Annotated in this window: 18 protein-coding genes; 9 read left to right on the forward strand and 9 right to left on the reverse strand. The window is 66.2% G+C overall.

The features are described from left to right. Nucleotides 1-3: 3 nt before the first annotated feature. Nucleotides 4-1,152: a metallophosphoesterase gene (locus AKJ09_RS12910; protein WP_169927499.1), complete on the forward strand. Its 1,149-nt coding sequence runs from the start codon at nt 4-6 to the stop codon at nt 1,150-1,152. A gap of 40 nt (nt 1,153-1,192) precedes the next feature. Here AKJ09_RS12910 and sppA read toward each other — a convergent pair whose 3' ends face one another. The 3 genes from sppA to AKJ09_RS12925 form a co-directional block, all read right to left on the reverse strand. Continuing rightward, entirely contained in the window at nt 1,193-3,778 is a 2,586-nt protein-coding gene (sppA, locus tag AKJ09_RS12915; protein ID WP_146647499.1) for a signal peptide peptidase SppA, read from the reverse strand. 14 nt (nt 3,779-3,792) lie between these two features. After that, the gene (locus tag AKJ09_RS12920) at nt 3,793-4,299 is read right to left on the reverse strand and encodes a DUF2505 family protein (protein ID WP_169927500.1); all 507 of its coding nucleotides are present in this window, start codon (nt 4,297-4,299) and stop codon (nt 3,793-3,795) included. A 114-nt stretch (nt 4,300-4,413) separates the two neighbouring features. Next, nucleotides 4,414-5,565: a UTP--glucose-1-phosphate uridylyltransferase gene (locus AKJ09_RS12925; RefSeq protein ID WP_146647501.1), complete on the reverse strand. Its 1,152-nt coding sequence runs from the start codon at nt 5,563-5,565 to the stop codon at nt 4,414-4,416. Between the two features lie 376 nt (nt 5,566-5,941). On the opposite strand from AKJ09_RS12925, the gene AKJ09_RS12930 reads away from it, so the two are divergent. The 3 genes from AKJ09_RS12930 (at nt 5,942) to AKJ09_RS12940 (ending at nt 9,243) form a co-directional block, all read left to right on the forward strand. Next, nucleotides 5,942-6,283 carry a YXWGXW repeat-containing protein gene (locus AKJ09_RS12930; protein ID WP_169927501.1) on the forward strand — a complete coding sequence of 114 codons (342 nt, stop codon included), beginning with the start codon at nt 5,942-5,944 and terminating at the stop codon, nt 6,281-6,283. Between the two features lie 83 nt (nt 6,284-6,366). Then, entirely contained in the window at nt 6,367-8,025 is a 1,659-nt protein-coding gene (locus AKJ09_RS12935) for a transglutaminase-like domain-containing protein (protein ID WP_146647503.1), read from the forward strand. Between the two features lie 12 nt (nt 8,026-8,037). Next, a complete protein-coding gene (locus AKJ09_RS12940) occupies nt 8,038-9,243 on the forward strand; it encodes a vWA domain-containing protein (protein WP_146647504.1) in 1,206 nt (401 codons plus the stop codon). A gap of 27 nt (nt 9,244-9,270) precedes the next feature. On the opposite strand, the gene AKJ09_RS12945 is transcribed toward AKJ09_RS12940, so the two are convergent. Continuing rightward, a complete protein-coding gene (locus AKJ09_RS12945; protein WP_146647505.1) occupies nt 9,271-9,969 on the reverse strand; it encodes a pirin family protein in 699 nt (232 codons plus the stop codon). 75 nt (nt 9,970-10,044) lie between these two features. On the opposite strand from AKJ09_RS12945, the gene AKJ09_RS12950 reads away from it, so the two are divergent. Both AKJ09_RS12950 and AKJ09_RS12955 read left to right on the forward strand, forming a co-directional pair. After that, nucleotides 10,045-11,025 (forward strand): LysR family transcriptional regulator, encoded by a 981-nt coding sequence (locus AKJ09_RS12950; RefSeq protein ID WP_146647506.1) that lies wholly within the window; start codon nt 10,045-10,047, stop codon nt 11,023-11,025. 245 nt (nt 11,026-11,270) lie between these two features. Continuing rightward, nucleotides 11,271-12,764 (forward strand): sensor histidine kinase, encoded by a 1,494-nt coding sequence (locus AKJ09_RS12955; protein ID WP_146647507.1) that lies wholly within the window; start codon nt 11,271-11,273, stop codon nt 12,762-12,764. A 4-nt stretch (nt 12,765-12,768) separates the two neighbouring features. On the opposite strand, the gene AKJ09_RS12960 is transcribed toward AKJ09_RS12955, so the two are convergent. Next, nucleotides 12,769-14,853: a S9 family peptidase gene (locus AKJ09_RS12960; RefSeq protein ID WP_146647508.1), complete on the reverse strand. Its 2,085-nt coding sequence runs from the start codon at nt 14,851-14,853 to the stop codon at nt 12,769-12,771. A gap of 110 nt (nt 14,854-14,963) precedes the next feature. After that, nucleotides 14,964-15,557, reverse strand: coding sequence for a hypothetical protein (locus AKJ09_RS12965; protein WP_146647509.1), 594 nt, complete (start codon nt 15,555-15,557; stop codon nt 14,964-14,966). A 158-nt stretch (nt 15,558-15,715) separates the two neighbouring features. Here AKJ09_RS12965 and AKJ09_RS12970 point away from each other — a divergent pair, with 158 nt between their 5' ends. Continuing rightward, on the forward strand, nt 15,716-16,159 hold the full coding sequence (locus tag AKJ09_RS12970) for a hypothetical protein (RefSeq protein WP_146647510.1): 444 nt from the start codon (nt 15,716-15,718) through the stop codon (nt 16,157-16,159). 28 nt (nt 16,160-16,187) lie between these two features. Here AKJ09_RS12970 and AKJ09_RS12975 read toward each other — a convergent pair whose 3' ends face one another. Further along, on the reverse strand, nt 16,188-17,264 hold the full coding sequence (locus AKJ09_RS12975; RefSeq protein WP_146647511.1) for a SurA N-terminal domain-containing protein: 1,077 nt from the start codon (nt 17,262-17,264) through the stop codon (nt 16,188-16,190). A 195-nt stretch (nt 17,265-17,459) separates the two neighbouring features. Between AKJ09_RS12975 and AKJ09_RS12980 the strand changes: the two genes are divergently transcribed. Beyond that, entirely contained in the window at nt 17,460-18,560 is a 1,101-nt protein-coding gene (locus tag AKJ09_RS12980) for a DUF3829 domain-containing protein (protein WP_146647512.1), read from the forward strand. A gap of 328 nt (nt 18,561-18,888) precedes the next feature. On the opposite strand, the gene rpsI is transcribed toward AKJ09_RS12980, so the two are convergent. Both rpsI and rplM read right to left on the reverse strand, forming a co-directional pair. Continuing rightward, nucleotides 18,889-19,287 carry a 30S ribosomal protein S9 gene (rpsI, locus tag AKJ09_RS12985; RefSeq protein WP_146647513.1) on the reverse strand — a complete coding sequence of 133 codons (399 nt, stop codon included), beginning with the start codon at nt 19,285-19,287 and terminating at the stop codon, nt 18,889-18,891. A 12-nt stretch (nt 19,288-19,299) separates the two neighbouring features. After that, nucleotides 19,300-19,785, reverse strand: coding sequence for a 50S ribosomal protein L13 (gene rplM, locus AKJ09_RS12990; RefSeq protein ID WP_146647514.1), 486 nt, complete (start codon nt 19,783-19,785; stop codon nt 19,300-19,302). Nucleotides 19,786-20,460: 675 nt separating this feature from the next. Between rplM and AKJ09_RS55530 the strand changes: the two genes are divergently transcribed. Further along, nucleotides 20,461-20,592, forward strand: a complete 132-nt coding sequence (locus AKJ09_RS55530; RefSeq protein WP_275936620.1) for a hypothetical protein — start codon at nt 20,461-20,463, stop codon at nt 20,590-20,592. The last annotated feature ends 681 nt before the right edge of the window (nt 20,593-21,273 follow it).

Consider the following 21,273-nt stretch of genomic DNA (forward strand, 5'->3'; position numbering starts at 1 on the left):
CGCATGTCGCGCTTCATGCGGTTCATCATCACCCTCACGGTGAGCATCCAGATTCCGTTCGTCGTGGCCGTCGCGGAGGCTTCGCGACGCTTCCTCGGAGTCGACACTGCACACGCGTGGATCCTCGGCGGCGTCCTCGGGGCGCTGGGCCTCTTCTTCTTTTTCGGTCGCGCGCAGTCGATCGTGCACGACGAACAGCGTCCCTGGCAGCGCACGTTCCTCGTCGACCTGCCCTACTGGGTGCATTGGTGCACCTGCCTCTACTGCCTCATCCCCTCGCTTCTCTACGTCATCCTCGCGCCGCTCTCCGATCTCGTGCGCGGCCTGCCGGTGTCGCTCTCGCCCGGCTTCTTCATGTGGACGTACGCGAGCGGTCTTCTGGTGTGTGGGTGGGGCGTCACGCTCCGTCGCTGGTGGTTCCTCACCCGTCGCGTCGAAGTGCGCGTGCGCGGCCTCGACAAGAAGTTCGACGGCTACACCATCGCGCACCTCTCCGATCTGCACATCGGCAACCTCACTCCGCTCTGGTGGGGCCAACGCTGGGCCCGCGCCACGAACGCCGAGAACGCGGACATGGTCGTCATCACCGGCGACATGGTCACGAGCGGCGTGAACTTCCACCGAGAGATCGCCCAGCTCGTGGGCGAGCTCCGTGGCAAAGACGGCGTCTTCGTTGCGATGGGCAACCACGACTACTTCGGCGAGGGCGAGCCGCTCATCTCGCTGATTCGCGAGCAGGGCGCCAAGGTGCTGCGCAACGAAGGCGTGGTCCTCGAGCGTGACGGCGGACAGCTCTATCTCGCGGCCATCGACGACACGTGGACCCGGCGCGCGGACATGGACCAAGCGCTCGCCGAGCGTCCCTCCGGCGCTCCCACGGTGCTCCTCGCCCACGATCCGGATCGCTTCCCCGAGGCCGTGAAACGCAGCGTCGATCTCGTTCTCTCCGGGCACACGCACGGCGGACAGATCGCCGTGCCCTTCATCGCGCGCCACATCAACGCGTCGAAGCTCGCGCACCACTACCACCTCGGTGTCTACCAAGACGGCGACTCCACGCTCTACGTGCACCCGGGTCTCGGCACCACGGGCCCGCCGATGCGCCTCGGCGTGGCACCGGCACTCGTGATGCTCACGCTCCGTTCGGCCTGAACGCCCGACGGATCGACGAGCGCTGCGCCGTGATCGCCGCTTACTCTTCGTAGGTTTCGTCGTCCGAGCCGAGCGTGTCCTCGAGGGGGACCCACTCCATGCGCGCGAGCGCTTCGCCTTCGCCGTACATGGCGAGCGGCGCGATCCCGCGAAGGACTTCCTTCACCTGAACCGGCAGGCCTTCGATGGCCATGCCCGCGTTGGCCTTCATGCCCACGAGGCCGAGCGCGTACTCGAAGAGCGACTGCTGGATGGCAGGTCGCTCCACGATCGGAGCGTCGGCCGGGAGATGCGCCGCTTCGCGCGCCGCTGCGAGGGCCTCGCGCAGACCGCCCATGCGATCGACGAGGTGATGCTCGAGCGCTTGCTGACCGGCCCACACGCGACCTTGGCCGACGGCGTCGACGGCCTCCTTCGACATGTGACGGCCCTGCGAGACGCGGTCGAGGAACACGTCGTAGAACTGGTGCACCTTGTGGCGGAGCTCGGCGCGCTCGTCCTCGGTGAAGCCTCGGTAGAGCGACTCGGCGTCGGCGCGGGGCGCGGTCTTTCGGACCTCGATGTTCACGCCGATCTTGTCGAGCAGGCCGCTGATGTCGGCCTTGCCGTAGAAGATGCCGATCGAGCCCGTGATCGTCAGCGGCAGCGCGAAGATGGTCTGGGCGGGCGCCGCCACGTAGTAGCCGCCGCTCGCCGCGACCGAGCCCATGGAGACGATGAGAGGCTTCTTCTCGCCGAGCTTCTTGAGCTCGCGCCACATGACGTCGGACGCCATCGAGGAGCCGCCAGGGCTCTCGATGCGGAGCACGACGGCCTTGATGTCGCCGTCGTCGCGCAGCTGCTTGATCTCGTCGGCGATGGTGTACGAACCGACGAGCTTCATGTCGAGGATCGGCACGTTGCGCGAGCGGCCGTCGATGATGTCGCCGTCGATGTAGAGGAGGCCGATCTTCGATCGCGAGCCGAAGTACTCGGGCGCGCGCGTGGGCTCGGAGAGCTTGCCGTACGGAACTTTGCGGCCGACGACGTCTTGCGTGACGCGTTCGAGCTCGTCGTCGAAGGCGTATCCGTCGACGAGGTTGGCATCACGCGCTTCGCTCGCCACGAAGGGGCCCTTGGCGATGATGGAGGGCCACTTGTCTTCGGGGATGTGGCGATAGAGCGCCATGTTGCGTGCGTAGACGGCTTCGTGCTGGCGCAGGAGGTCTTCCTGGTCGGCCTTGGCGGTCGGGCTCGCGTGCTCGTTCATGAACTGCTCGGGCGCGCTCTTGTGAGCGCCGATGCGCACGAACTCGGCCTTCACGCCGATCTTCGAGAGCATGCCCGCGAGGTACATGTGCGTGGTCTTGATGCCCGCGAAGCGGATGCCGCCGGCGGGATTGATGACGATCTTGTTCGCGCTCGCGCACGCGTAGAGCGATTTGGCCCCCGCGTCTTCGAAGCTGCAGACGACCTTCTTGCCGCTCGCGCGGAGCACGCGGAAGGCGTCGGCGATCTCTTCGGCGTGCGCGTAGGAAGTGGCCACCTCGGAGCGGATCACCATCGTGACCGACGTGGTGTGCTTGTCCTCGGCGAGCTTCCAGAGGCGACGGAGCAAGCGGACGTGGCTGCGCGTTCCCGGCGTGGACTCGAGGCGAATGGAAACCGCGCGATCGCCGCTCGGCACGCCAGGACTGAAGTAACCGCTGATCGACGCCGTGGCGTACTCGCCGACCGAGGTGTTCTTGCCGAGCGCGCTTCCGAAGATCGCACCGCCGCCGGCGGAGAACGCGTTGAAGTAAATCTCCGCGCCGGCCGTGGCCTGGATTCCGCGACGCGCATCCGAGCCGAGGTTCGCGACCTCGATGTCACCGCGAATGCGTCCGACGCCCGGCACGTCGAAGCCGAGCACGCCGCGCGGACGCCACTGGTCGATGATGTCGTAGTACTTCCCTTCCAGGTCGACCTGGAGGACGCGCGTTCCGGTCGGGCGAATCGCCACCGCGCCGACGTACGTTCGGCCGAGCACCGGACTTCCCTCCGGCGGGAGCTTCTGCAGGCTCGGCCCGTTGAAGTCCTGCGCGACGAGCGAGATCGCGACGTGGGGATCGGGTCGGTACGATGCTCCGGCGGTGATACCGAACAGGTTGTCGGTATACGGGTTCGACGAGAACGACCACTGCAGCGTGGCGCCGAGCGCGAAGCGATCGGAGAAGCGGTAGCCGACGCCCCACGTGAGCCACGTGTAGTCGATGCCGTTGTAGGGGAAGCCCGCGCCTTCAAGCCCGCCGGGCGGCATCACGTAATCGACGCGAAGGCCCGAAGCGAATCCCCACAGAAGCGGCGCCGCGAGGTCGACCGCGTGACCGCACGCTACGCGACGCGTATCGGGACAGCGCACGCCGGTCCAACGCAGCTCGTACCCCGGCATGTACGCCAGGTTCGCCGGGTTGAGGACGAGCGCCTCGGCCCCGTCTTCGGTCGCCACGCTGCGCCCCGGTGAAAGAATGCGCTCGGCGCGCGTGGGGAAAGGCTCCGACGCCTCGGCGACGTTCGGCTCGGCCCCCAAGATCGCAGCAAAGCCGGCCAGGGCCACGAGCGTTGCGAGTGCGGCGGGTGCGTGTGGCTTGTTCGTCTTCACGGTCACGTCCGCCCTCCGAGCTATCCGAGCGTCGCCAGATCACGCAGCGTGTCGGCCTCCGCGTCGAAGGTCTTGCGGACCTCGGCGAGGATGAGCTTCTCGGCGACCTGACGGACCACCGGCACGCGGAGCTCGAGACTCCCCTTCACGGTGCGACGCGTGTTGCCGTTCGCCAGCTGCGAGAGCGTGTAGGTGCCCGAGGCGGCGAAGTACTTGCGCCACTCGGGCTTGATGCGCGGCACGATCGTCCACGTCGATTCGTGCTTCCTGATGTCGTACGTCGAGCGCTCGTCCCAGGCGAGCATCTCGGGCGTCACGTAGTTCTGGGCGAACGCCGGGATGCGCACGTTGGCGCGGAAACTCCAGACGCGTTCGAGCTCGTTGCCCTTCAGGACATGCTCGCGCGGCTGAACGCTCTCGATGTTCGGGAGGCGCTTCGCGAGCTTCTGCACGAGGCTCGGCGAAATGACCGCGAGCTCGAGGGCATCGAGCGGGATATCGAACTCGTGGACGATCTCGAATTGCACGGGAGCGGGAGCGGGAAGAGAAACGAGGATCGAGGCAACAGGAGTCGGTCGTTCCGGACGGACCCAAACACGCGAATCACAAGCGGCCGGTCAAAAAAACGCGCCGCCACCAACCTACACCATGCCGCGAGCCCGTGCGACCACCTCGATGTTCGCGCGACGCTTGGCGAGCTCCTCGAAGTCCTTCACGGGCAGAAACCGCGACGCAGCGCCGTCGCGCGGGACTTCGAGGTACACCGACGGCATCTGCGCGGTGATCTCCTGGAGGAGCCGCTCGAACTGGACCGCGGTCCTTCCGTCGGCCTTTTTCTCGACCTCGAAGTACGTCCAGGTGCAGGGCTGCCTGGCGAGAGCCTCCGCACGCACGAGGAACGTGTTCGTGTTGAACACGTTCACGGTCTTCGGATCGAAGTCGGCCGGTAGGCGGAACTCCTCGAGGACCTGAACCTTGCCTTCGGCGAGCACGGGGATGCCGCCGCGATCGCCTTCCTTGCGGGTGACCTCGCATTGGACGACCGCCCCCGCCGTCTCCGCCGCCTCGATGAAATGGCCGAGGATCACCGGATCGATCGACGCACCGAGGTTGTCGACGTTCGTGATCCAGACCCACTTCCCACCGCCGGCGACGAAGCGATCGACGAGGCCGCTCCGGCGCAGCGCATCCACGAGATCGCCGTGGCCGGTCGCATAGAGGCTCGGTTTGCCGTCCGCCCCGAAGAAGAGCGTGCCCTCGGGCGTCAACCTCAGGGAGAGGTCCTGCGCGAAGGTCGCGATGTGCGCGCGATCCGGGACGCCCTCGAGCGCCTTCCGGATCGCCTCGTCGGTCGCGTCGCTGGTCATGAACCAGAGCGGAATCGGCCGACCGTAGCGGGCGCTGTTGCTTCGATTCTCGCCGAGACGGAGATCGAGGAACGAGTGACCGTCGTAGACCTCGGCGAGCGCCTTCACGATGCCGCCCATACGGGTGGCCATTCCGCCTGCCATGGTGCAAAACGCGAGCTCACCGGCGCGCAGAGCAGCTTCACCTCGCGCGCGAAGGCGCTCGTATTCGGCCGAGCCTTCGGGAGGGAGCTTGTGCATCGCGGATGCCGGCGGCGGCGACACCTTCCCTTTGACCACGTTTCTGGCGCGTCGCCGCGTTTCGGGATCGCCGTCACGCAACGTTTCCGCCAATGCGAGAAATCGCGTCTCGTCGAAACCGTTGGCATTCAGGCGAGCTATCACCGACGGATCCAGTGCCTTCAGCTCCTCGACCAAGTTCGGCATGCCGGCGAGGCTACCGTGCGGTTGCCATCGTGCGCGCAAAAAGCTCCGCGCGCGCACCTTCTGCGCGTTCCTTTTCGAGACTTCCCTCGGCCTCGGTGGGAAGTAGAATCCTACGAGCGGCGTACGATCGACGTACCAACCGCAGTGCCGAACACCTGGGCGTGTCCGCCTTCACGTGTCAGCCGGCGCGTGTCAGACTTCATGTGTCAGAGTTCGCGCGCGAAGACCTGCGTACCAACGCGACTCACCAAAACGTCATGTGGTGAGTCGCAACACTCGAAGCTGCAGGGGGGGACGGATGCGTGCCGAGATGCCGACCAACACCCATCGTTCTCGAAGCCATCGGGACCATACAGCGATGCGATTCGCGCGCACGATGCGTCGCGTTCGTGGCGTGGCCGGTGTGGCGCTGGCCATCGCGAGTCTTGCAGCGTGCGTCGTGAACGAACCGGAGACGCCCGCGCGCGGTGTCGTCGTGAACGGTCCGCCGCCGGCTCTCGTCCACGAAGAGCGACCGCCCGCACCCAACCCCCAAGCCGTCTGGGTCGCCGGTTACTGGCATTGGACCGGGATGCAGTACGCCTGGATTCCGGGCCACTGGGACGCCCCGCCGCCCGGCGCCACCTGGAACGCTCCCGTCTACTCATCGCGCGACGGACGCTATTTTTACGAGAGCGGCGGATGGAAGCCGGCCGGCAACGCCAACGCGCTGCGATAGGTAGCTCGCCTGAGCTTTCCGGAAAATCGACTCAATTGCGCAGGCCCCGACGCGGTCTTTCGCTATGAATGAGGCGAAGGACGATGCGGCCCACCTCGAAGGCGAATAGGTACCTCGCGCTTTTCGGGGTCGCATTGTTCAGCCAACTGGCGTCACCGTCGGCGAGCGCCCAGCGGCGCGGCCCCATCCTGCACGAGCCCATCCCCCCCGATCCGCGCGAAGACGTCGCGCTGTCGGTCTCGCTCGACGGCGACCTTCCGGCAGCCATCGATTCTCCGCGAGGCCTCGTTGCCGCCCCCGATCCTGGACGGCCCGTGGGCAGCGGTGACAGCCCCTACAGCCCCACGCCACGGCGCGACATCCCGGATTCGTCGTTCCATCCCGATCGCGACACGCGCCGGCCCGACCTCTTGCCGTACGACGATCCGTTCTCGCCCTCGACGGCGCCGTTCAAGCGCTTGAGCGCGTTCGACACGGTCGATGTATCCTACACGCTTTCCGTACGCGACCCGCATACGGCCCCCCTCGCCCTTTCAGCCTCGCCAGTCACGCCCGCCGAAGAGCAATTCTTCGCCGACATGGTCGTGGACCTCGCGCCCAACGTGAAGGTGAAGATCCCGTCGGTCGGGCCAGGCGCACGCGTACTGCGGGCACGCGCCGGCGTCGGCTCGGAAGACGTGCCGTTCCGACTCTTCCGCGACGGCGCCGACAACTGGTTCATCGAGGGCGACAGCGCCGTACGCGTCCGCCTCGTCATGGAACTCGCGATCCCGCGCATCGCGTTCGGCGGCGATTTCGGCAATCCCTCCTGGGTCGAGCTTCCCGCCGCGCCCCCCTTGCCCACGCGCGTGATGCAGTCTGTCCGCGAGGTGGCGCAGAAGATCGGTCTCTCGCACCGCATGACGCCGCGCGAGAACGTCACCAAGCTCGTGGCGTACTTCCGAAGCTTCATCGACTCCGAGGATCCGCCGCCGCCAACGCACGACATCTATCTCGACCTCGCGCTTTCGCGGAAAGGCGTCTGTCGCCATCGCGCGTTCGCCTTCATGGTCACGGCCGTCGGGCTCGGCATCCCGGCACGCATGATCGTCAACGAGGCGCACGCCTGGGTCGAGGTGAACGACGGACATCTCTGGCGGCGCATCGATCTCGGCGGCGCCGGTCGCACCATCAACGATCCGGTGTCGACCAACATCCCTTACGATCCGCCGCCGGATCCGTTCGCGTGGCCTCAAGGAGCCTCACGCGGCGACGACCTTGGTGATCGCGCGCGGCGCGACGCACGGAACGCCCCGACGGCACCGAGCAGCAGCGCCGGGGCCTCGCTCGCTGCGCCTGGCGGCAGCGCCGCGGCCTCGTTCGCCGACGCGAATGGCGCTGGTGGCGCCGGTGCAGGCGCGGGCGGAGGTACGGCTCCGAACGGCTCGGCGTCGACCACACCCGATGATCGGCCGCCGTCGCTCGTCACCATGACGCTTACGAGCCCCGACGCACGACGCGGTGCTCCTCTTCGCCTTCGCGGCACGGTCACCGCCGAAGGCGCGCCGTGCGGCCACGTCACGCTGGAGGTCCTCCTCCGCGGTCGCGAGAACAAAGAGGTCGTCATCGGCCAGCTCGCCACCGACGAGCGAGGCGCCTACGACGGTGCGCTCGTGCTCCCCGCGGCGGTTCCGCTCGGCGACTATGATCTCCGTGCGCGAACCTCGGGCGATGCACGCTGCGGCGCGGGCCACACGCGCTAAGCTTCGTTCCCGATGAGCGCCGCTTTCGTTCCGTTCCTCTACGAGCTTCGCGCCCGCAAGGTGAAGGTGGGCGCCCAGGAGGCGGTCGCGCTCGCGAAGGCACTCTCGATGGGCCTCCACGACAGCTCGCTCGACGGCTTCTATCACCTGGCGCGGGCCATCTGCGTGCACCGCGAGAGCGACCTCGACGCTTTCGACGAGGCCTTCCTCTCGCACTTCAAGGGCATCGCCGGCAGCTCGCTCGAGCTCGTACGAGAGCTCGACGAGTGGCTCAAAGATCCCGCGAACCGCAAGGAGCTCACACCCGAAGAGCTCGCGGCGATCGACGCGATCGACATGGAGACCCTCAAGCGCCTCTTCGAAGAGCGCATGAAGGAGCAGAAAGAACGCCATCAGGGCGGTAACCGCTGGATCGGCACGGGCGGCACGAGTCCGTTCGGCCAATTCGGTGCACACCCCTCGGGTCTTCGCGTCGGCTCTCAAGGCGGCGGGCGCAGCGCGATGGGCATCGCCGATGCGCGCCGCTACAAGCCCTATCGCTCGGACCTCCTCCTCGACGTGCGTCAGATCGAAGTCGCGTTGCGAAAGCTCCGCGCGTTCCAGCGCGAGGGTCAGCCCGACGAGCTCGACATCGACGGCACGATCGACGCCACGGCGAAGAACGCCGGCGAGCTCGAGATCGTCGTTCGGCCACCGCGCAAGTCGAACGTGCGCGTGCTGCTCTTGATGGATGTCGGCGGTTCGATGGATCCCTTCGCCGACACGGTCTCGAGGTTGTTCTCGGCAGCGAAGCGCGCGTCGAACATCCGCACGCTCAAGACCTACTACTTCCACAACTGCATCTACGGTCGGCTCTACGAGACGGAGCGCTTCACCGATCCGGTGCCGGTCGACGAGCTACTCCACGACCTCGCCGCCGAGTGGAAGCTCGTCCTCGTCGGCGATGCGGCGATGCATCCAGCCGAGCTGCTCGGCGCGGGCGACTACGAGTACTACGCGACCGGCCATCACGGACCTGCGCAGACGGGCCTCTCGCAGCTGCAGAAGTTCGCCGATCACTTCAAGCGCGCGGCGTGGCTCAATCCGGATCCGCCGTCGTACTGGCGAGGCGGAACGGCCGAGCAGATCGCCCGCGTATTTCCGATGTTCCACCTCACGCTCGACGGCCTCGGCGACGCGATCCATCACCTTTCCAAGGGTGACGTCCGCAAGCGCTGAGGCCGGCGACTCCGCTTCATCGAGCGATCAGGCGAGGTCGAACACGAGCACTTCGGCGCGTTCGATGCCCTCGAGGTGGAGGGTTCCGGCGTCGCTCGTGCTCGCACCATCGCCCGCCTCGAGCGTCTGACCATCGAGGACGATCTTGCCGTTTGCGACGTGGATCCAGGCGTGCCTGCCCGGAGCAACCGCGTGCTCGATCTTGTCGCCCTTCTGGAGCAGCGTCGCGTAGAGGCGCGTGTCGGCGTTGAGGGAGATGGATCCGTCGTCACCCTTCGGCGACGCGAGGAGGCGCAGCTTGGCGTGCTTCTCGTCGTCCGTGAAGGTCTTCTGCGCGTAGCTGGGAGCGATGCCGAGCTTGTCCGGCATGATCCAGATCTGCAGGAAGTGGACGGGCTCTTCGGTGGAAGCGTTGTACTCGCTGTGACGGACGCCGGTGCCCGCGCTCATGCGCTGGACGTCGCCCGGGCGCATGACGGAACCGTTGCCCATCGAGTCCTTGTGCTCGAGCGCGCCCTCGAGCACGTAGGTGACGATCTCCATGTCGCGGTGGGGGTGAGCGCCGAAGCCTCCGCCCTCGGCCACGCGGTCGTCGTTGATGACGCGAAGGCCGCGGAAGCCCATGTGCGCGGGGTCGTAGTAGTCCGCGAAAGAGAACGTGTGGTGAGAGTCGAGCCAGCCATGGTTGGCGTGGCCGCGGTCATTGGCTTTGCGAATGCGGAGCATGACGAGAACCTACAGGCCGCAAGCCATCATGAGAACCGATGGCCATGCGATGAATACCATCATATTGTGTGAGAGATGACCGAACCGCTCGGGGGGCTCACGCTGGACCAGCTTCGTGTGCTTCGTGCGGTCGCGCGCGAGGGGAATTTCTCGGCCGCCGCGCGGAAGCTCGGCCGCGTCCAATCGGCGGTGAGCCAGTCGATGGACCGGCTGGAGGAGCAGCTAGGCCTGCGCCTCTTCGATCGTAGCTCGCGCGTCCCGAGTCTGACACGTCACGGGACCGCGATCGTCGAAGCCGCCGAGCGCATCCACGGCGACATGGCGTTGCTCGAGGACCTCACCGCGAGCCTGAAGGCCGGTGCCGAGACCAGGCTCGAGATCGTCGTCGACGCCATCTTTCCAACCTCCGCCCTCGTCGGCTTCGCGCGCGACTTCGCCCACCAGCATCCCACCGTCGAGCTCGTGCTGCACACCGAGACGCTCTCTGCCGTCACCGCCCTCGTGCGCGACAAGCGCGCGGCGTTCGGAATCGCCGGTCCGGATGCGAGCTTCGAGGGGCTCGATCGCCAACACCTCACGCACGTGCGCCTGATGCCCGTCGCGTCGCCCGATCACCCGCTCGCCAAACTGCGCTCCCCCATCCCCACCGCCGAGCTGACGCGCACCGTGCAGATCGTCCTCAGCGAGCGCAACGCGAAGTCACGCACCGAAGAAGATCACGGCGTGCTCTCGCCGTCGACCTGGCGCGTCGTCGATCTCGCAACCAAGCACGCGCTCATCGCCGGCGGCCTCGGCTGGGGAAACATGCCCGAGCACGTCGTGCGCGACGACCTGCACGAAGGTCGGCTCGTTCCCCTTCGCGTCGCCCCGTGGAGCCCCGACGAGTATCGGCTCTCGCTGTCGCTCGTTCGCCGCGAGGGCGCGGTGAGCGGTCCTGTCCGCCACTGGGCGGAGACGCGGCTCGTCCAGCTCTGCCGGGCGGAGCTCGCCGAACCCAAGGGGAGCACGCGAGGCACGCGAACCCGCAGCAAGCGTCGGACGGTTTCCGACCGTTAAATGAAAAACACCGCGTCGGGCCGGGGGGGGGAGGCCTCAACGCGGTGCGATGGGTTCTATAGCGAATGTCGTGCCAGCATGTAACTGTTCGACACCACGTCGGCCGACGTCGAATTGCTTTCAAAGATGAAAGATTTGCCGACAAGAATGAATCGCGTTTTTGGAGAACCGGCCGTTGGGATTGAAACGGTACGCTGGACTTAAGAGACAGCGCTCCGCAGCCGTTGCAGATCTGCGTTCCTCTCGTGAACATCGCTTTTGCTCTCTCGCTCATCGGGTCGGTCATGGGGGTCGTCGTTTCGACCCTCAGTTTTCGCTTTGGCGCCGCGCGAGGCTGGGAGCGCTATCGCCTCCTGGCGCTCGTCGCGCTGACCGCGAGCCTCTTCGGCATCACCGACGCGTTCTCGTCGATCGACGTTGCGCCTCCCACATTGCTCGCCGCGATTCGGTGCCAGGGAGCCGTCGGCGCGCTGCACGTGGCTGGCTGGGTGCTCTACACGCAGAGCTATCTGCGACTCCAGCCGAGTCGCTGGGAGCGTTTGCTGGTGCTGAGCCTCGTCGCGCTCGCCCCAGCGTGGCTCGTGCCGGGCTGGATGATCGGCACGAAGGAAACGCGCTTCACGATCGAGTGGCTCCATGTGACCTACGCCAACCCCGAGACGACGATCCTCGGCGGCGCAGCGTTCTCGTTCGAGACCGTGGCCATGCTCGTGCCGCTCATGCACTACGCACGGGCGAAGCGGGCGGGCGTTCGTGATGCGGGCGTGCACCTCTCGGCGGGCCTGGCGATCTGGCTCGCGAGCATCCACGACACGCTCGTCACCCTCGACCTGTTCCACGATCCGCTGCTTCTCTCGCTCGCGTTTCTGATCACACTGAGCATTCTCGGGTTCGCGGTCACGCGTTCGTTCGTCGAAAACGCGCGCGCGCTCGAGGTGATGTCGGCCACGCTGGAGCGGCTCGTCGAGGAGCGCACGCACGCGCTCGTGACCACCAAACAAAACCTCCTGCTCGCCGAGAAAATGGCTGCCCTCGGACATCTCGCGGCAGGCGTGGCTCACGAGATCAACAATCCGGCGGCCGCCATCACCGCCAACCTCACGTACCTCCGCGAGGGCATGACCAGGAAATCGCCGCCGGCGGACGCGCTCGAGTGCGTGGACGAATCGCTCGAGTCGGTCGGACGCATCGCCAAGATCGTGCGCCAACTCCTCGAGGCCGGGCGCACCGCCGCGAGCGCGCCGCGCATCGTCCACAACATGTCCGTCTCGCGTGCCGTCCGGCAGGCCGTCTCCGAAGCGAAGCTCCATTTCGGATCCCGCATCACGGCAAGCGTCGACGTCGGCGACGACCTTCGAGCCAAGGGCGACGTCGATGCGCTCGTTCAAGTACTCGTGAACGTGATCGTCAACGGCGCCCAGGCGATCGAGCCCGAACGGACCGATGGCCGCCTCAGCATCCGCGCGCGCGAAATCGAGGGGCGCATCTCGATCGAGGTCACCGACAACGGCGCAGGAATGTCGGAGGAGACCAAGCGGCGCATGTTCGAGCCGTTCTTCACCACGAAGCCGTTCGGCCTCGGGACGGGTCTCGGCCTCCCCGTTTCGCTCGGCCTCGTGCGATCCATGGGTGGAGACCTCCGCGTGGAATCACGCGCCGGAATGACCACGGTTCACATCGAGCTCGAACGCTCGACGTTGCTCGACGTCGAGTCCGCGCCCGCCTTGCGCGCGAGCTGAACGTCTACTTCAGCGTCGACGAGAGCGTGTGGATCTGGTCTTTGCCGATCGGCACGGTGATCGTCGAGCCCTCGAAATCCTTGCCGATCGGCTCGTACGGGCCGCCAAGGCACTGCGCGAGGAAGACCTCGGCGACGGCGTTGAACGACGTGCGATTCTGAGGCCGGGCAAAGCCGTGTCCTTCGTCCGGGTAGAGGACGTAGGTGACGGGGATCCCCTTCTTCTGCATCGCCGTGACGATCTGATCGCTCTCGGCTTGCTTCACGCGCGGGTCGTTCGCTCCCTGCCCGATGAGAAGCGGACGCTTGATGCGGTCGACGAACGAGATCGGAGAGCGTGACGCGAGGAACTTCTTGCCGTCCTCCGTGCGGTGGTCGCCGATGCGCTTGCTGAACTGCTCGACCTCGGACTCCCAGTAAGGCGGAATCGACGAGAGCAACGTCGTGAGGTTCGAAGGACCGACGATGTCGACGCCGCACGCGAACGTGTCGGGCGTGAAGGTGAGGCCGACGAGCGAAGCGTAGCCGCCGTAGCTTCCGCCCATGATCGCGACCTTGTCCTTGTCGGCGATCTTCGAAGAGACCGCCCACGTGACGGCGTCGACGAGATCGTCGTGCATCTTGCCGGCCCACTCGTGATCGGCGGCGTTGATGAAGCTCTTTCCGAACCCGGTCGAGCCTCGGTAGTTCACGCTGAGAACCGCGTAGCCGCGGCTCGCGAGCCACTGGTGCCAGCGATTCAGGCCGAACGCGTCACGCGCCCAAGGTCCGCCGTGTACGAAGAGGACCATGGGGAGCGGCTGCTCGGCCTTCGCGTCGCGCGGGAGCGTGAGGTAGCTCACGAGGTCCAGCCCGTCGCGCGACTTGAGGATGACGGGCCTCGTCGGCGCGAGCTTCGCGTCTTCGAGCGCCTTGAAGTTCGAGAAGAGGAGCTCGGCCTTCTTCTTCGTGCGATCGTAGAGGTAGTACTTCACGGGCGCGTCGCTCACATACGAACCAACGAGCCACTTCGTGTCGTCGAGCGAGCGGCTCTCGAGCTCGATGTCGCCCGGCGCGACCTGCGCGATCGCGTCGAGGTCGGCGCGAATACTCTGGTCGATCACGTGCCAGCGGAAGCGATCGTAGGTCGACACGGCGGCTTGCACCTTGCCCGTCGTCGGATGGCGAACGAGCGCCTCGACGTCGGCCTGACCGTCGTCGAGCAGGACCTTCGACTTCTTGCTGGCGACGTCGAGCTCGACGAAGGCGGCTGTGTTGCGGCCGCGGCTGTCGATCAAGAACGCCTTCTTGCCCTCCTTGTCGAAACCGGCGACGAACGTGGTGAGCGCGTCCTCCATCGGGATGCGGCCGTAGGGGCGGAAGCCTCCCTTCCCGTCCGCTTCGAGCATCTCCGTGCTGCCGTCCTTCTCGGGCTTCATGCCGAAACGGACCTTGAAGTCGTCGTCGGTCGAGAAGGAGGCGAACCCCTCGTTCTTCTGCACGAGCGTGCGCTTCCCGGTGACGACGTTCACGCGATAGACGTCGTGGAAGCGCTTGTCGCGATCGTTGATACCGACGAGGACCTCGCCCGGGATCTTGTGGCTGAGCGCTTCGATACGCGCCTGGACGCCCTCGAACGGCGTCAGATCCTGATCTTTGCCAGTCCGGATGTCGACGGCGTGCAGGTGGAAGTTCTCGTCACCGTCGTTGTCCTGCAGGTAGAGGACATGGTTGTTCGTGAACGCCCAGCGATACGTGCGGATGCCACGCTTCTTGTCCTGCGTGACGACCTTCGCCTTGTCGCGCGCATCGATGGCTGCGACCCACACGTTGAGCACGCCATCGGAGCTCGAGAGATACGAGAGGTGTTTGCCGTCAGGGCTGACGAGCGGCATCGCGCGGTCGGGATTTCCGAAGAGCACGTCGCGCGCGAGGAGAGAGGCATCGGCGCGCGGTGGATCCTTCTTCGGTGGGGCGCTGTCCTTGGTGCCGCTCGCCATCGCGGCGAGCATGCTTTGATGCTTCGGCGCGGTCGCTTGCGGAGCGCTGCTCGAGCCACCGCACGAGAACGAGAAAGCCGCGAGGAGCAGCGAAAGAAGGACGCGACGCATGCCCGCGTCGTACCTCGACTTTGGCTCGAGGTCTCGATTTCCACGCCTTCTGAGCACTTCCCGATGGGCTTTCTGGGAACAAAAACCACTTGCCCACACACGGCGCGCTGCTAGGGCGCGCCGAAGTCCGCGCTGCCTTCGTCCGTGAGGTACCAGGTCACGTCCGCATAGGCGTAGGGGCCTGCGCCCGCCGTGCGCGGATCGGTCGGCTGGATCGCGTCGAGGACGATCGCGAGGTAGCGATGCGATGCCGCGTGCTCGATGACGACGATGCCGCCCACCGGGACGGGGCCCACACTCGCGCGCGTGAAGGCGAGCTTCGATGCGTCGCGAATGTCGGATACGCGCGAGAACGTCGAGGCGAAGGCCACGCGCGTCTCCGACGTTCCGCGCACGGCGTCCGAGTAGAAGTAGCCGGAGGCCGGATTCGTCGTCGCGATCGACCACAGCGCGTCGAGTCCGCCCGGTCGTGCTGGCCCGATCTCCACGATGACGCCGCTCGGATCGGGATCCACGTCGAGGTACGCTGTCGCTTCGGGCCACTGTTGAATCGTCCCGTGTGCCACGCGCGCAGACGAGGCGTCGGGGCTTCTCGGGCCGGTCGAGTTTTCGTCGTTCGTCGCCGAACCGCACGCCGAACCGCTCAAGACGAGCGCGAAGGCGAAAATGGACGAGAGGAGAGCGCGAGCGTCGCGTTGCTTCATGCGCGGCCCTTTCTGCGCGAGATGCTACCGCGGTGCCTCCGGATCGCCTCGTCGTGCGTGAGGCTCAGCTCGCGAGAAAACCGCGGCGAGCGCGGCATGGCAAGGAGGTTGCTCTTCCGAGAGTCGACGCGCCGACGCATTCGGCTGCGGAGGGAACGATGCGAAAGGGAACCATCGCCAGTCTGCTCGGCGTCGCGGCGCTCGTCGCCGTGTGCTCGTCGGCTTGTACCAATCACGTCCAGGGTGGCGTCGCTCCGGACCCGGGTTCGGGTACCGTGACGCAAACGTGGACCATCGAAGGCACGTCGGCGCCCGCCAAGTGCACCGAGTTCGGAGCGTCGCAGATGCGCGTCGTCTTCTTCGACTCGGTCTTCACCATCTACTCGACGGCACTCGCGCCGTGCACGGACTTCGAGTTGTCACGTGACGTGCGAGCTCAGTCGTACACCGGTCGCGCGACGTTCATCGGTCCCAACGGTGCCGACGTGAGCGAGACGCTGCCCATCGGAAACTTCATCGTCGCGCCGGGCGGTACCACGGTCTCGACCGTCGACTTCCCCGCAGCGTCGCTCGTTCCTCCGTCCGCACCCGTGCAGCAGTGAGGTAGGAACCCTCGGGGCCTCGGCGCCCTCAGAGGCGAACGTCGATGTACACGCCGCGACGGAGCTCGGACAGCCACTGCTTGCGCTGACGATCCGTCGCGTCGACGTACGCGCGCTCCATCATCTGCTCGTGCACCTGCTCGAACGGCGGAATGCTGGGCTGCGCCTGCGCGAGTTGGACGACGAGCACGGCGCGGTTGCCGTTCGGATCGCGGAACGGAATCGGCTTCGAGACCTCGCCGGGCTTGAGCGACGAGGCCGCCTGCTGGAGCTCCGGAAACAGCGCCGCGAGGGGCACGGGGCCGCGTGAGCCGCACGTGTTCTTCGTGGTGGGGTCCTGGCTGTAGTTGAGGACGAGCTCGCAGAAGTCCTCGCCACCACGGCCGCGCTTCGACAGCTCTTCCGCGAGCACGTCTTGCGGGGTCGTTCCCTGCGCCGCGGGCGGAATCTGGAGGACGAGGATGCGAAGATCGACGGGCGACTGCTGAGCGGTCTCCTTGACCACGCGGGCGTAGGCCTCGCGTGCGTCCTGCTCGGTCACGCGCACGCGATTGCGGACGCGCAATTGGACGAGCTTGCCCTCGAGGACCTGGCGCCGGATTTCGTCGCGGTAGTCCTGCTCGCTGAGGCCCTGACGCTTGGCTTCTGCGATGACCTCAGCCGGGGAAAGCTTGGCCTGCGCGGCGACCTGGCGGATGCCGTTGTCGACCTCCTCGGGCGAGACGCTGACGCGGCTCTTGTCCGCGGCCTGCTCCTCGAGCCGCTCGTCGATCATGCGGTTCAGAAGCTCGCGGAACATCTCGCTCTCGGCGGCAGCCTGCTGCGAGGGATTCGGGTTCTGCATCACGATGCGGGCGAGGTGCGGTCGCGCCCGTTGACGAAGCTCGGACAGCAGAATGGGCCGCTCGCCGACGACGGCGACGACGCGCTCCACGATGGATGCGTGGGCCCCGGGCGCCCCGCCGAGGAGTGCGAGAATGGCGGTGACCGCGCCGATCGCACGACCAAAACGGCCACGCGAGCCGGCAACCGGACGCGCGCTCGGACGTACGAGGTCCGCGCGAATGCTGCAGATCTTGCCGAAAGGCCGGAAAACCGAGCTCACGCGGTGACTCTTACCACTTCCGGTGGTCGGGTGAAGGGTTCTATCCTCGTCCCGGCCAATCCGCCACGCCGGTGCGTCGTGCCTCGATGACCTTGATCTTCTGAGCGGAATTCTTGAATCCGGCGGCCCGACGCTCCGTCGGTGCTTTGGGCAAAACGCATCGGCGTCGATGGGATTGCACGAGGAGGAAGAGGGATGCGCAAGTTTGTGTCGGGACCGCTGTCGAAGCTCGCTCTGGCTGGAGCGCTCGTTGGCGTCGTCCTGAGCGGAACGGGCTGCAAGAAGCTGCTCAAGAAGGCCACGCAGTTCGACGCGGGGGTAACCGCACCGGAGGCGTCGTCGGCAACGGCTCAGGCCGAGGATCCGGACGACGCACTACAGGAGAAGCTCGAGGAGTACATCAAGTGCCTCAACACGCTCTCCTCGTCGGTTCACCAGTCGCAGAAGCGTTACCTCTCGCTCGTCCCGAAGAACGGTCCGACGGGCAAGGAATCCTGGGCTGACATCTACAAGCTTCCGGACGGCGCGGCCGGCAAGTGCGCCGCCGGCGTCGAGAAGTCGAAGGCAATGCCCCCGAAGGATGCGTCCACCGCTGCTCTCGAGACCGCGGGTGAGAGCTTCGCGAAGGCCGTCAACATCCTCGATCCGATGATCACGGATCTGGACAAGTACTTCGACAACAAGGACTTCCGCGACGACAAGTGGGCCAAGGCGAAGACGGTCCACCCACAGTTGATGCAGGCCTTCGCGGACTTCAACAAGGCCGACAACGCCCTGCACACCGCCCTCGACGGCATCACCAAGCCGCTTGCTCAGCGCGTGCTCGCGACCATCGAGAAGGAAGAGGGCAAGAAGTTCCGCTACCACCGCAAGCACGTGCTCAACACGGCGCGTGAGCTGATCGAGGCGAGCGATCCGAGTGGTGAAGACGCAAACGTCGACTTCAATCTCTACAGCGCGTCGCTCACCGAGTTCGAGAAGGCCGTCGACGACCTCACGACCTACGGAGGCGCTCACAAGGCCGAGCTAGGCGACCGGAAGCTGGCGCCTGCCTGGCCGCTCGCCGACAGCCACTACAGCTCGTTCGTCTCCTCGGTGACCGCCTACCGCAAGGCTTCGAAGGACTACTGGCGCTGCCTGCGCGACGCGCCCGCCAAGGCGAAGACGCCCACGGGCAAGGTTGACCTCGACAAGGTTACGACGTGCCCCGACGGCCGCCCGGGTCAAGTCGCGGAAGAAGTCGTGAAGAAGTACAACGAATTCATCCGCACCTCGAACAACAACCAGTTCCCCTGATCGAAGCACGCGCCTCTCGCGCGTGACCAGCGGCCGGCCATGTCCTCGGACGTGCGCCGGCCGTTTCGTTTCTTTGCGGGGTCGATCAGCGTGCGGTCGCGGCAAATCGGAGGAGCCGCGATCGATGCCGCCGGGATCGTTCGCCGTCGACGCGAAGACCGCGGGCGCCGCGATTCGGGCGCACAGTGGCGACCCCCAAAACGCCAAAAGGCCGAGTTCCCTTCGCAGGGACTCGGCCTTCGTGCTTTCCATCTCTCGCGTGCTCGCGCGTGCTCGCGCGTGCTCGCCAAAGAACGGCGAGCACACAGAACAGCAGAGAGAGGCGCGATCAGCGCTTGCTGTACTGGAAGCGCTTGCGGGCGCCCGGCTGACCGTACTTCTTGCGTTCCTTCTTGCGCGCGTCGCGCGTGAGGAAGCCAGCGCGCTTGATCACCGAGCGGCGCTCGGGATCCATCGCGACGAGCGCGCGGGAGATGCCGTGGCGCATCGCTTCCGCCTGGGCCGAGTGGCCGCCGCCGTTGACCGTCGCCCAGACGTCGAACTGGTCAGCAGCCTCGATGAGCTCGAGCGCCTGCTTCATGACCATGATCGAGGTCTCGCGCTCGAAGTACTCATCCGCGGGCTTGTCGTTCACGATGACCTGGCCGCTGCCGGGGGAGACCCAGACACGGGCGATCGCCGTCTTGCGTTTGCCGGTCGCGTAGGTGCGGTTCGTCGCGGTGCTCATCTTCGTGCCTTCTTACTTGATCTCGAGGACCTGGGGCTTCTGCGCAGCGTGCGGATGATCCGGCGTCGCGTAGACCTTGAGCTTGGTGAACATCTCACGGCCAAGAACGTTCTTGGGGAGCATGCCCTTCACGGCCTTCTCCACCGGGAACTCCGGCTTGCGCTCCATGAGATGACGGTAGCTCTCCTGCTTGAAGCCGCCCGGGATGCCCGAGTGGTGCGAGTAGAGCTTCTGATCGAGCTTGTTGCCCGTGAGACGCACCTTGTCGGCGTTCACGACGACGACGAAGTCACCCGCGTCGAGGTGGGGCGAGAACGTCGGCTTGTGCTTGCCGCGCAGGACATGAGCCACCGCGCTCGCAAGGCGACCGAGGGACTTGCCAGACGCGTCGATGACCCACCAAGCACGGGCGGCGGCCGCCTCTTCCTTCGTGGCGACGAAGCCCTTGTTGGGGTTACGACGAGTTGTGGCCTTCTCAGCGGCCTCGGGCGTTGCCATGACAATGTCCTCGTGAAATCGCGCCGCAGGGCGGCAAGGGGGCGGGAACTTACGAGGACAGTCGCGATTCGTCAAGAAGCTTTGAAAGAAAGCAACGACGAACTGACGGCACTCGTCCTGGGTTGTGACGCGACCGCGTAGCACTCCAGGATTCTCCGCACAATCTGCACATTTGGCTCGGTATCCCTGAGCAGCCTCCCGCCTTCAGTAAGAGGAGGCTCTCGGAGCCTGTCTTCTCGGCATTTCTGTGGGGTGACGTCGGTCGGAAGCCGCTCGGTCGATTCGTCGCCTACCGGCCGCGGAAAGGCTCACGGCCCCGCTCTCGTCGTGACGCCGGCGTGAAGGTCATCGCACGTTCGTCGTCGAGCAAGGCACGCCCGGCTTCAGCGTGAATCGCGCGCGACCACCAGCTGCTCGAGACGTGGTTCCGAGACATCAACGTCGACGACCTCTTCGAGGTCACTGCGCGTGACGAGGCACGAGTCCGGAACAATCCCATCCCGGATTCGGCCCCTCGCAAAAACTACCCACGCCCGCGATTTCGCGGGTCGAGCGTTCCTCGCGACCCCACACGCTTTTGCCTCGCTCGCGATCGGCTCGGACGTAAGGCGAGGCCGGCTGTCACCGAATTGGGGGAATGGCGCGATCGCCGGCCATCCGTACGCTGAGCGCACCATGGGAAAGGGCCTCGTCATCGTCCTCTCCGCAGTTCTCCTTCTCGCCACGAGTGCGCTCGGCGATTGCGCGCGCACGAGCGACGACCAGAGCGCTGGCGGTGACACCGTCTCGATGTCGAGAGTGCGCTGACTCCGCGACGAAGTCCGCACGCCGAAGGCATCTCTGACCTTTCTTCACGGCGATCCTGTCGTCGATCGAGGAACGCTGGTGTGGTCGCGAGTGAGCTCGTCGTGGGTCTCGTGCGCGTCACTCGCCGGGCCATTTCGTCCCTCTCGTCGACGAGCCAAGGCGCGGTTTTCCTAGGCTGCGCGCGCGAGGCAGCACTCCCCGATTGTTCATTTTGGCTACGCACCGCGTCGACGCCGGTAAGCGCTCCGTTCAGTGAGGTAGCGACGGATCGAAGCGACGCGCCGTCGTCTGATCACGAGACGATGCGCGACTCCACCGCGCGCAAGGATCGGAACGAGAACCCGCACGGCCGGGCGGCCATCCTTTTGCAGCTAGGGCGGCCGTCGCAGCGTCCGCGAATGTAGCCCTCCTGGCGTAGACCGGAGGCTTCGTGGGCAGCGCTCACGCCCGATCGCTCCGGCGATCGCACCGGCGAATCCATCAACCTGCGTCGACAACCGTGAGGGGCCCGCCATGAAACGGAGCAAAGTCGTCCGAAGAGTCGAGGAGGAGGTGCCGACCATCAAGATGTCGGACGAAGCACGCCAACGCGTGTTGGCGGACGTCGAGCGGAACGCCACGATGAAGCGGTTGAGAGTGCGTCCTGCGGCGAACAGTTCGATGCCCCCGATCGACGGTCCG

The organism is Labilithrix luteola, from assembly GCF_001263205.1.
In the GTDB taxonomy this organism is placed as follows: Bacteria; Myxococcota_A; Polyangia; order Polyangiales; family Polyangiaceae; genus Labilithrix; species Labilithrix luteola.

What these genes read in the sequence shown, in the direction of transcription:
- AKJ09_RS12910 (WP_169927499.1), top strand. Translation starts at nt 4, where the DNA reads ATGTCGCGCTTCATGCGGTTCATCATCACCCTCACGGTGAGCATCCAG.
- AKJ09_RS12925 (WP_146647501.1), bottom strand. Translation starts at nt 5,565, where the DNA reads ATGCCGAACTTGGTCGAGGAGCTGAAGGCACTGGATCCGTCGGTGATA.
- AKJ09_RS12930 (WP_169927501.1), top strand. Translation starts at nt 5,942, where the DNA reads ATGCGTCGCGTTCGTGGCGTGGCCGGTGTGGCGCTGGCCATCGCGAGT.
- AKJ09_RS12935 (WP_146647503.1), top strand. Translation starts at nt 6,367, where the DNA reads ATGCGGCCCACCTCGAAGGCGAATAGGTACCTCGCGCTTTTCGGGGTC.
- AKJ09_RS12940 (WP_146647504.1), top strand. Translation starts at nt 8,038, where the DNA reads ATGAGCGCCGCTTTCGTTCCGTTCCTCTACGAGCTTCGCGCCCGCAAG.
- AKJ09_RS12945 (WP_146647505.1), bottom strand. Translation starts at nt 9,969, where the DNA reads ATGCTCCGCATTCGCAAAGCCAATGACCGCGGCCACGCCAACCATGGC.
- AKJ09_RS12950 (WP_146647506.1), top strand. Translation starts at nt 10,045, where the DNA reads ATGACCGAACCGCTCGGGGGGCTCACGCTGGACCAGCTTCGTGTGCTT.
- AKJ09_RS12960 (WP_146647508.1), bottom strand. Translation starts at nt 14,853, where the DNA reads ATGCGTCGCGTCCTTCTTTCGCTGCTCCTCGCGGCTTTCTCGTTCTCG.
- AKJ09_RS12965 (WP_146647509.1), bottom strand. Translation starts at nt 15,557, where the DNA reads ATGAAGCAACGCGACGCTCGCGCTCTCCTCTCGTCCATTTTCGCCTTC.
- AKJ09_RS12970 (WP_146647510.1), top strand. Translation starts at nt 15,716, where the DNA reads ATGCGAAAGGGAACCATCGCCAGTCTGCTCGGCGTCGCGGCGCTCGTC.
- AKJ09_RS12980 (WP_146647512.1), top strand. Translation starts at nt 17,460, where the DNA reads ATGCGCAAGTTTGTGTCGGGACCGCTGTCGAAGCTCGCTCTGGCTGGA.
- rpsI (WP_146647513.1), bottom strand. Translation starts at nt 19,287, where the DNA reads ATGAGCACCGCGACGAACCGCACCTACGCGACCGGCAAACGCAAGACG.
- rplM (WP_146647514.1), bottom strand. Translation starts at nt 19,785, where the DNA reads ATGGCAACGCCCGAGGCCGCTGAGAAGGCCACAACTCGTCGTAACCCC.
- AKJ09_RS55530 (WP_275936620.1), top strand. Translation starts at nt 20,461, where the DNA reads ATGGGAAAGGGCCTCGTCATCGTCCTCTCCGCAGTTCTCCTTCTCGCC.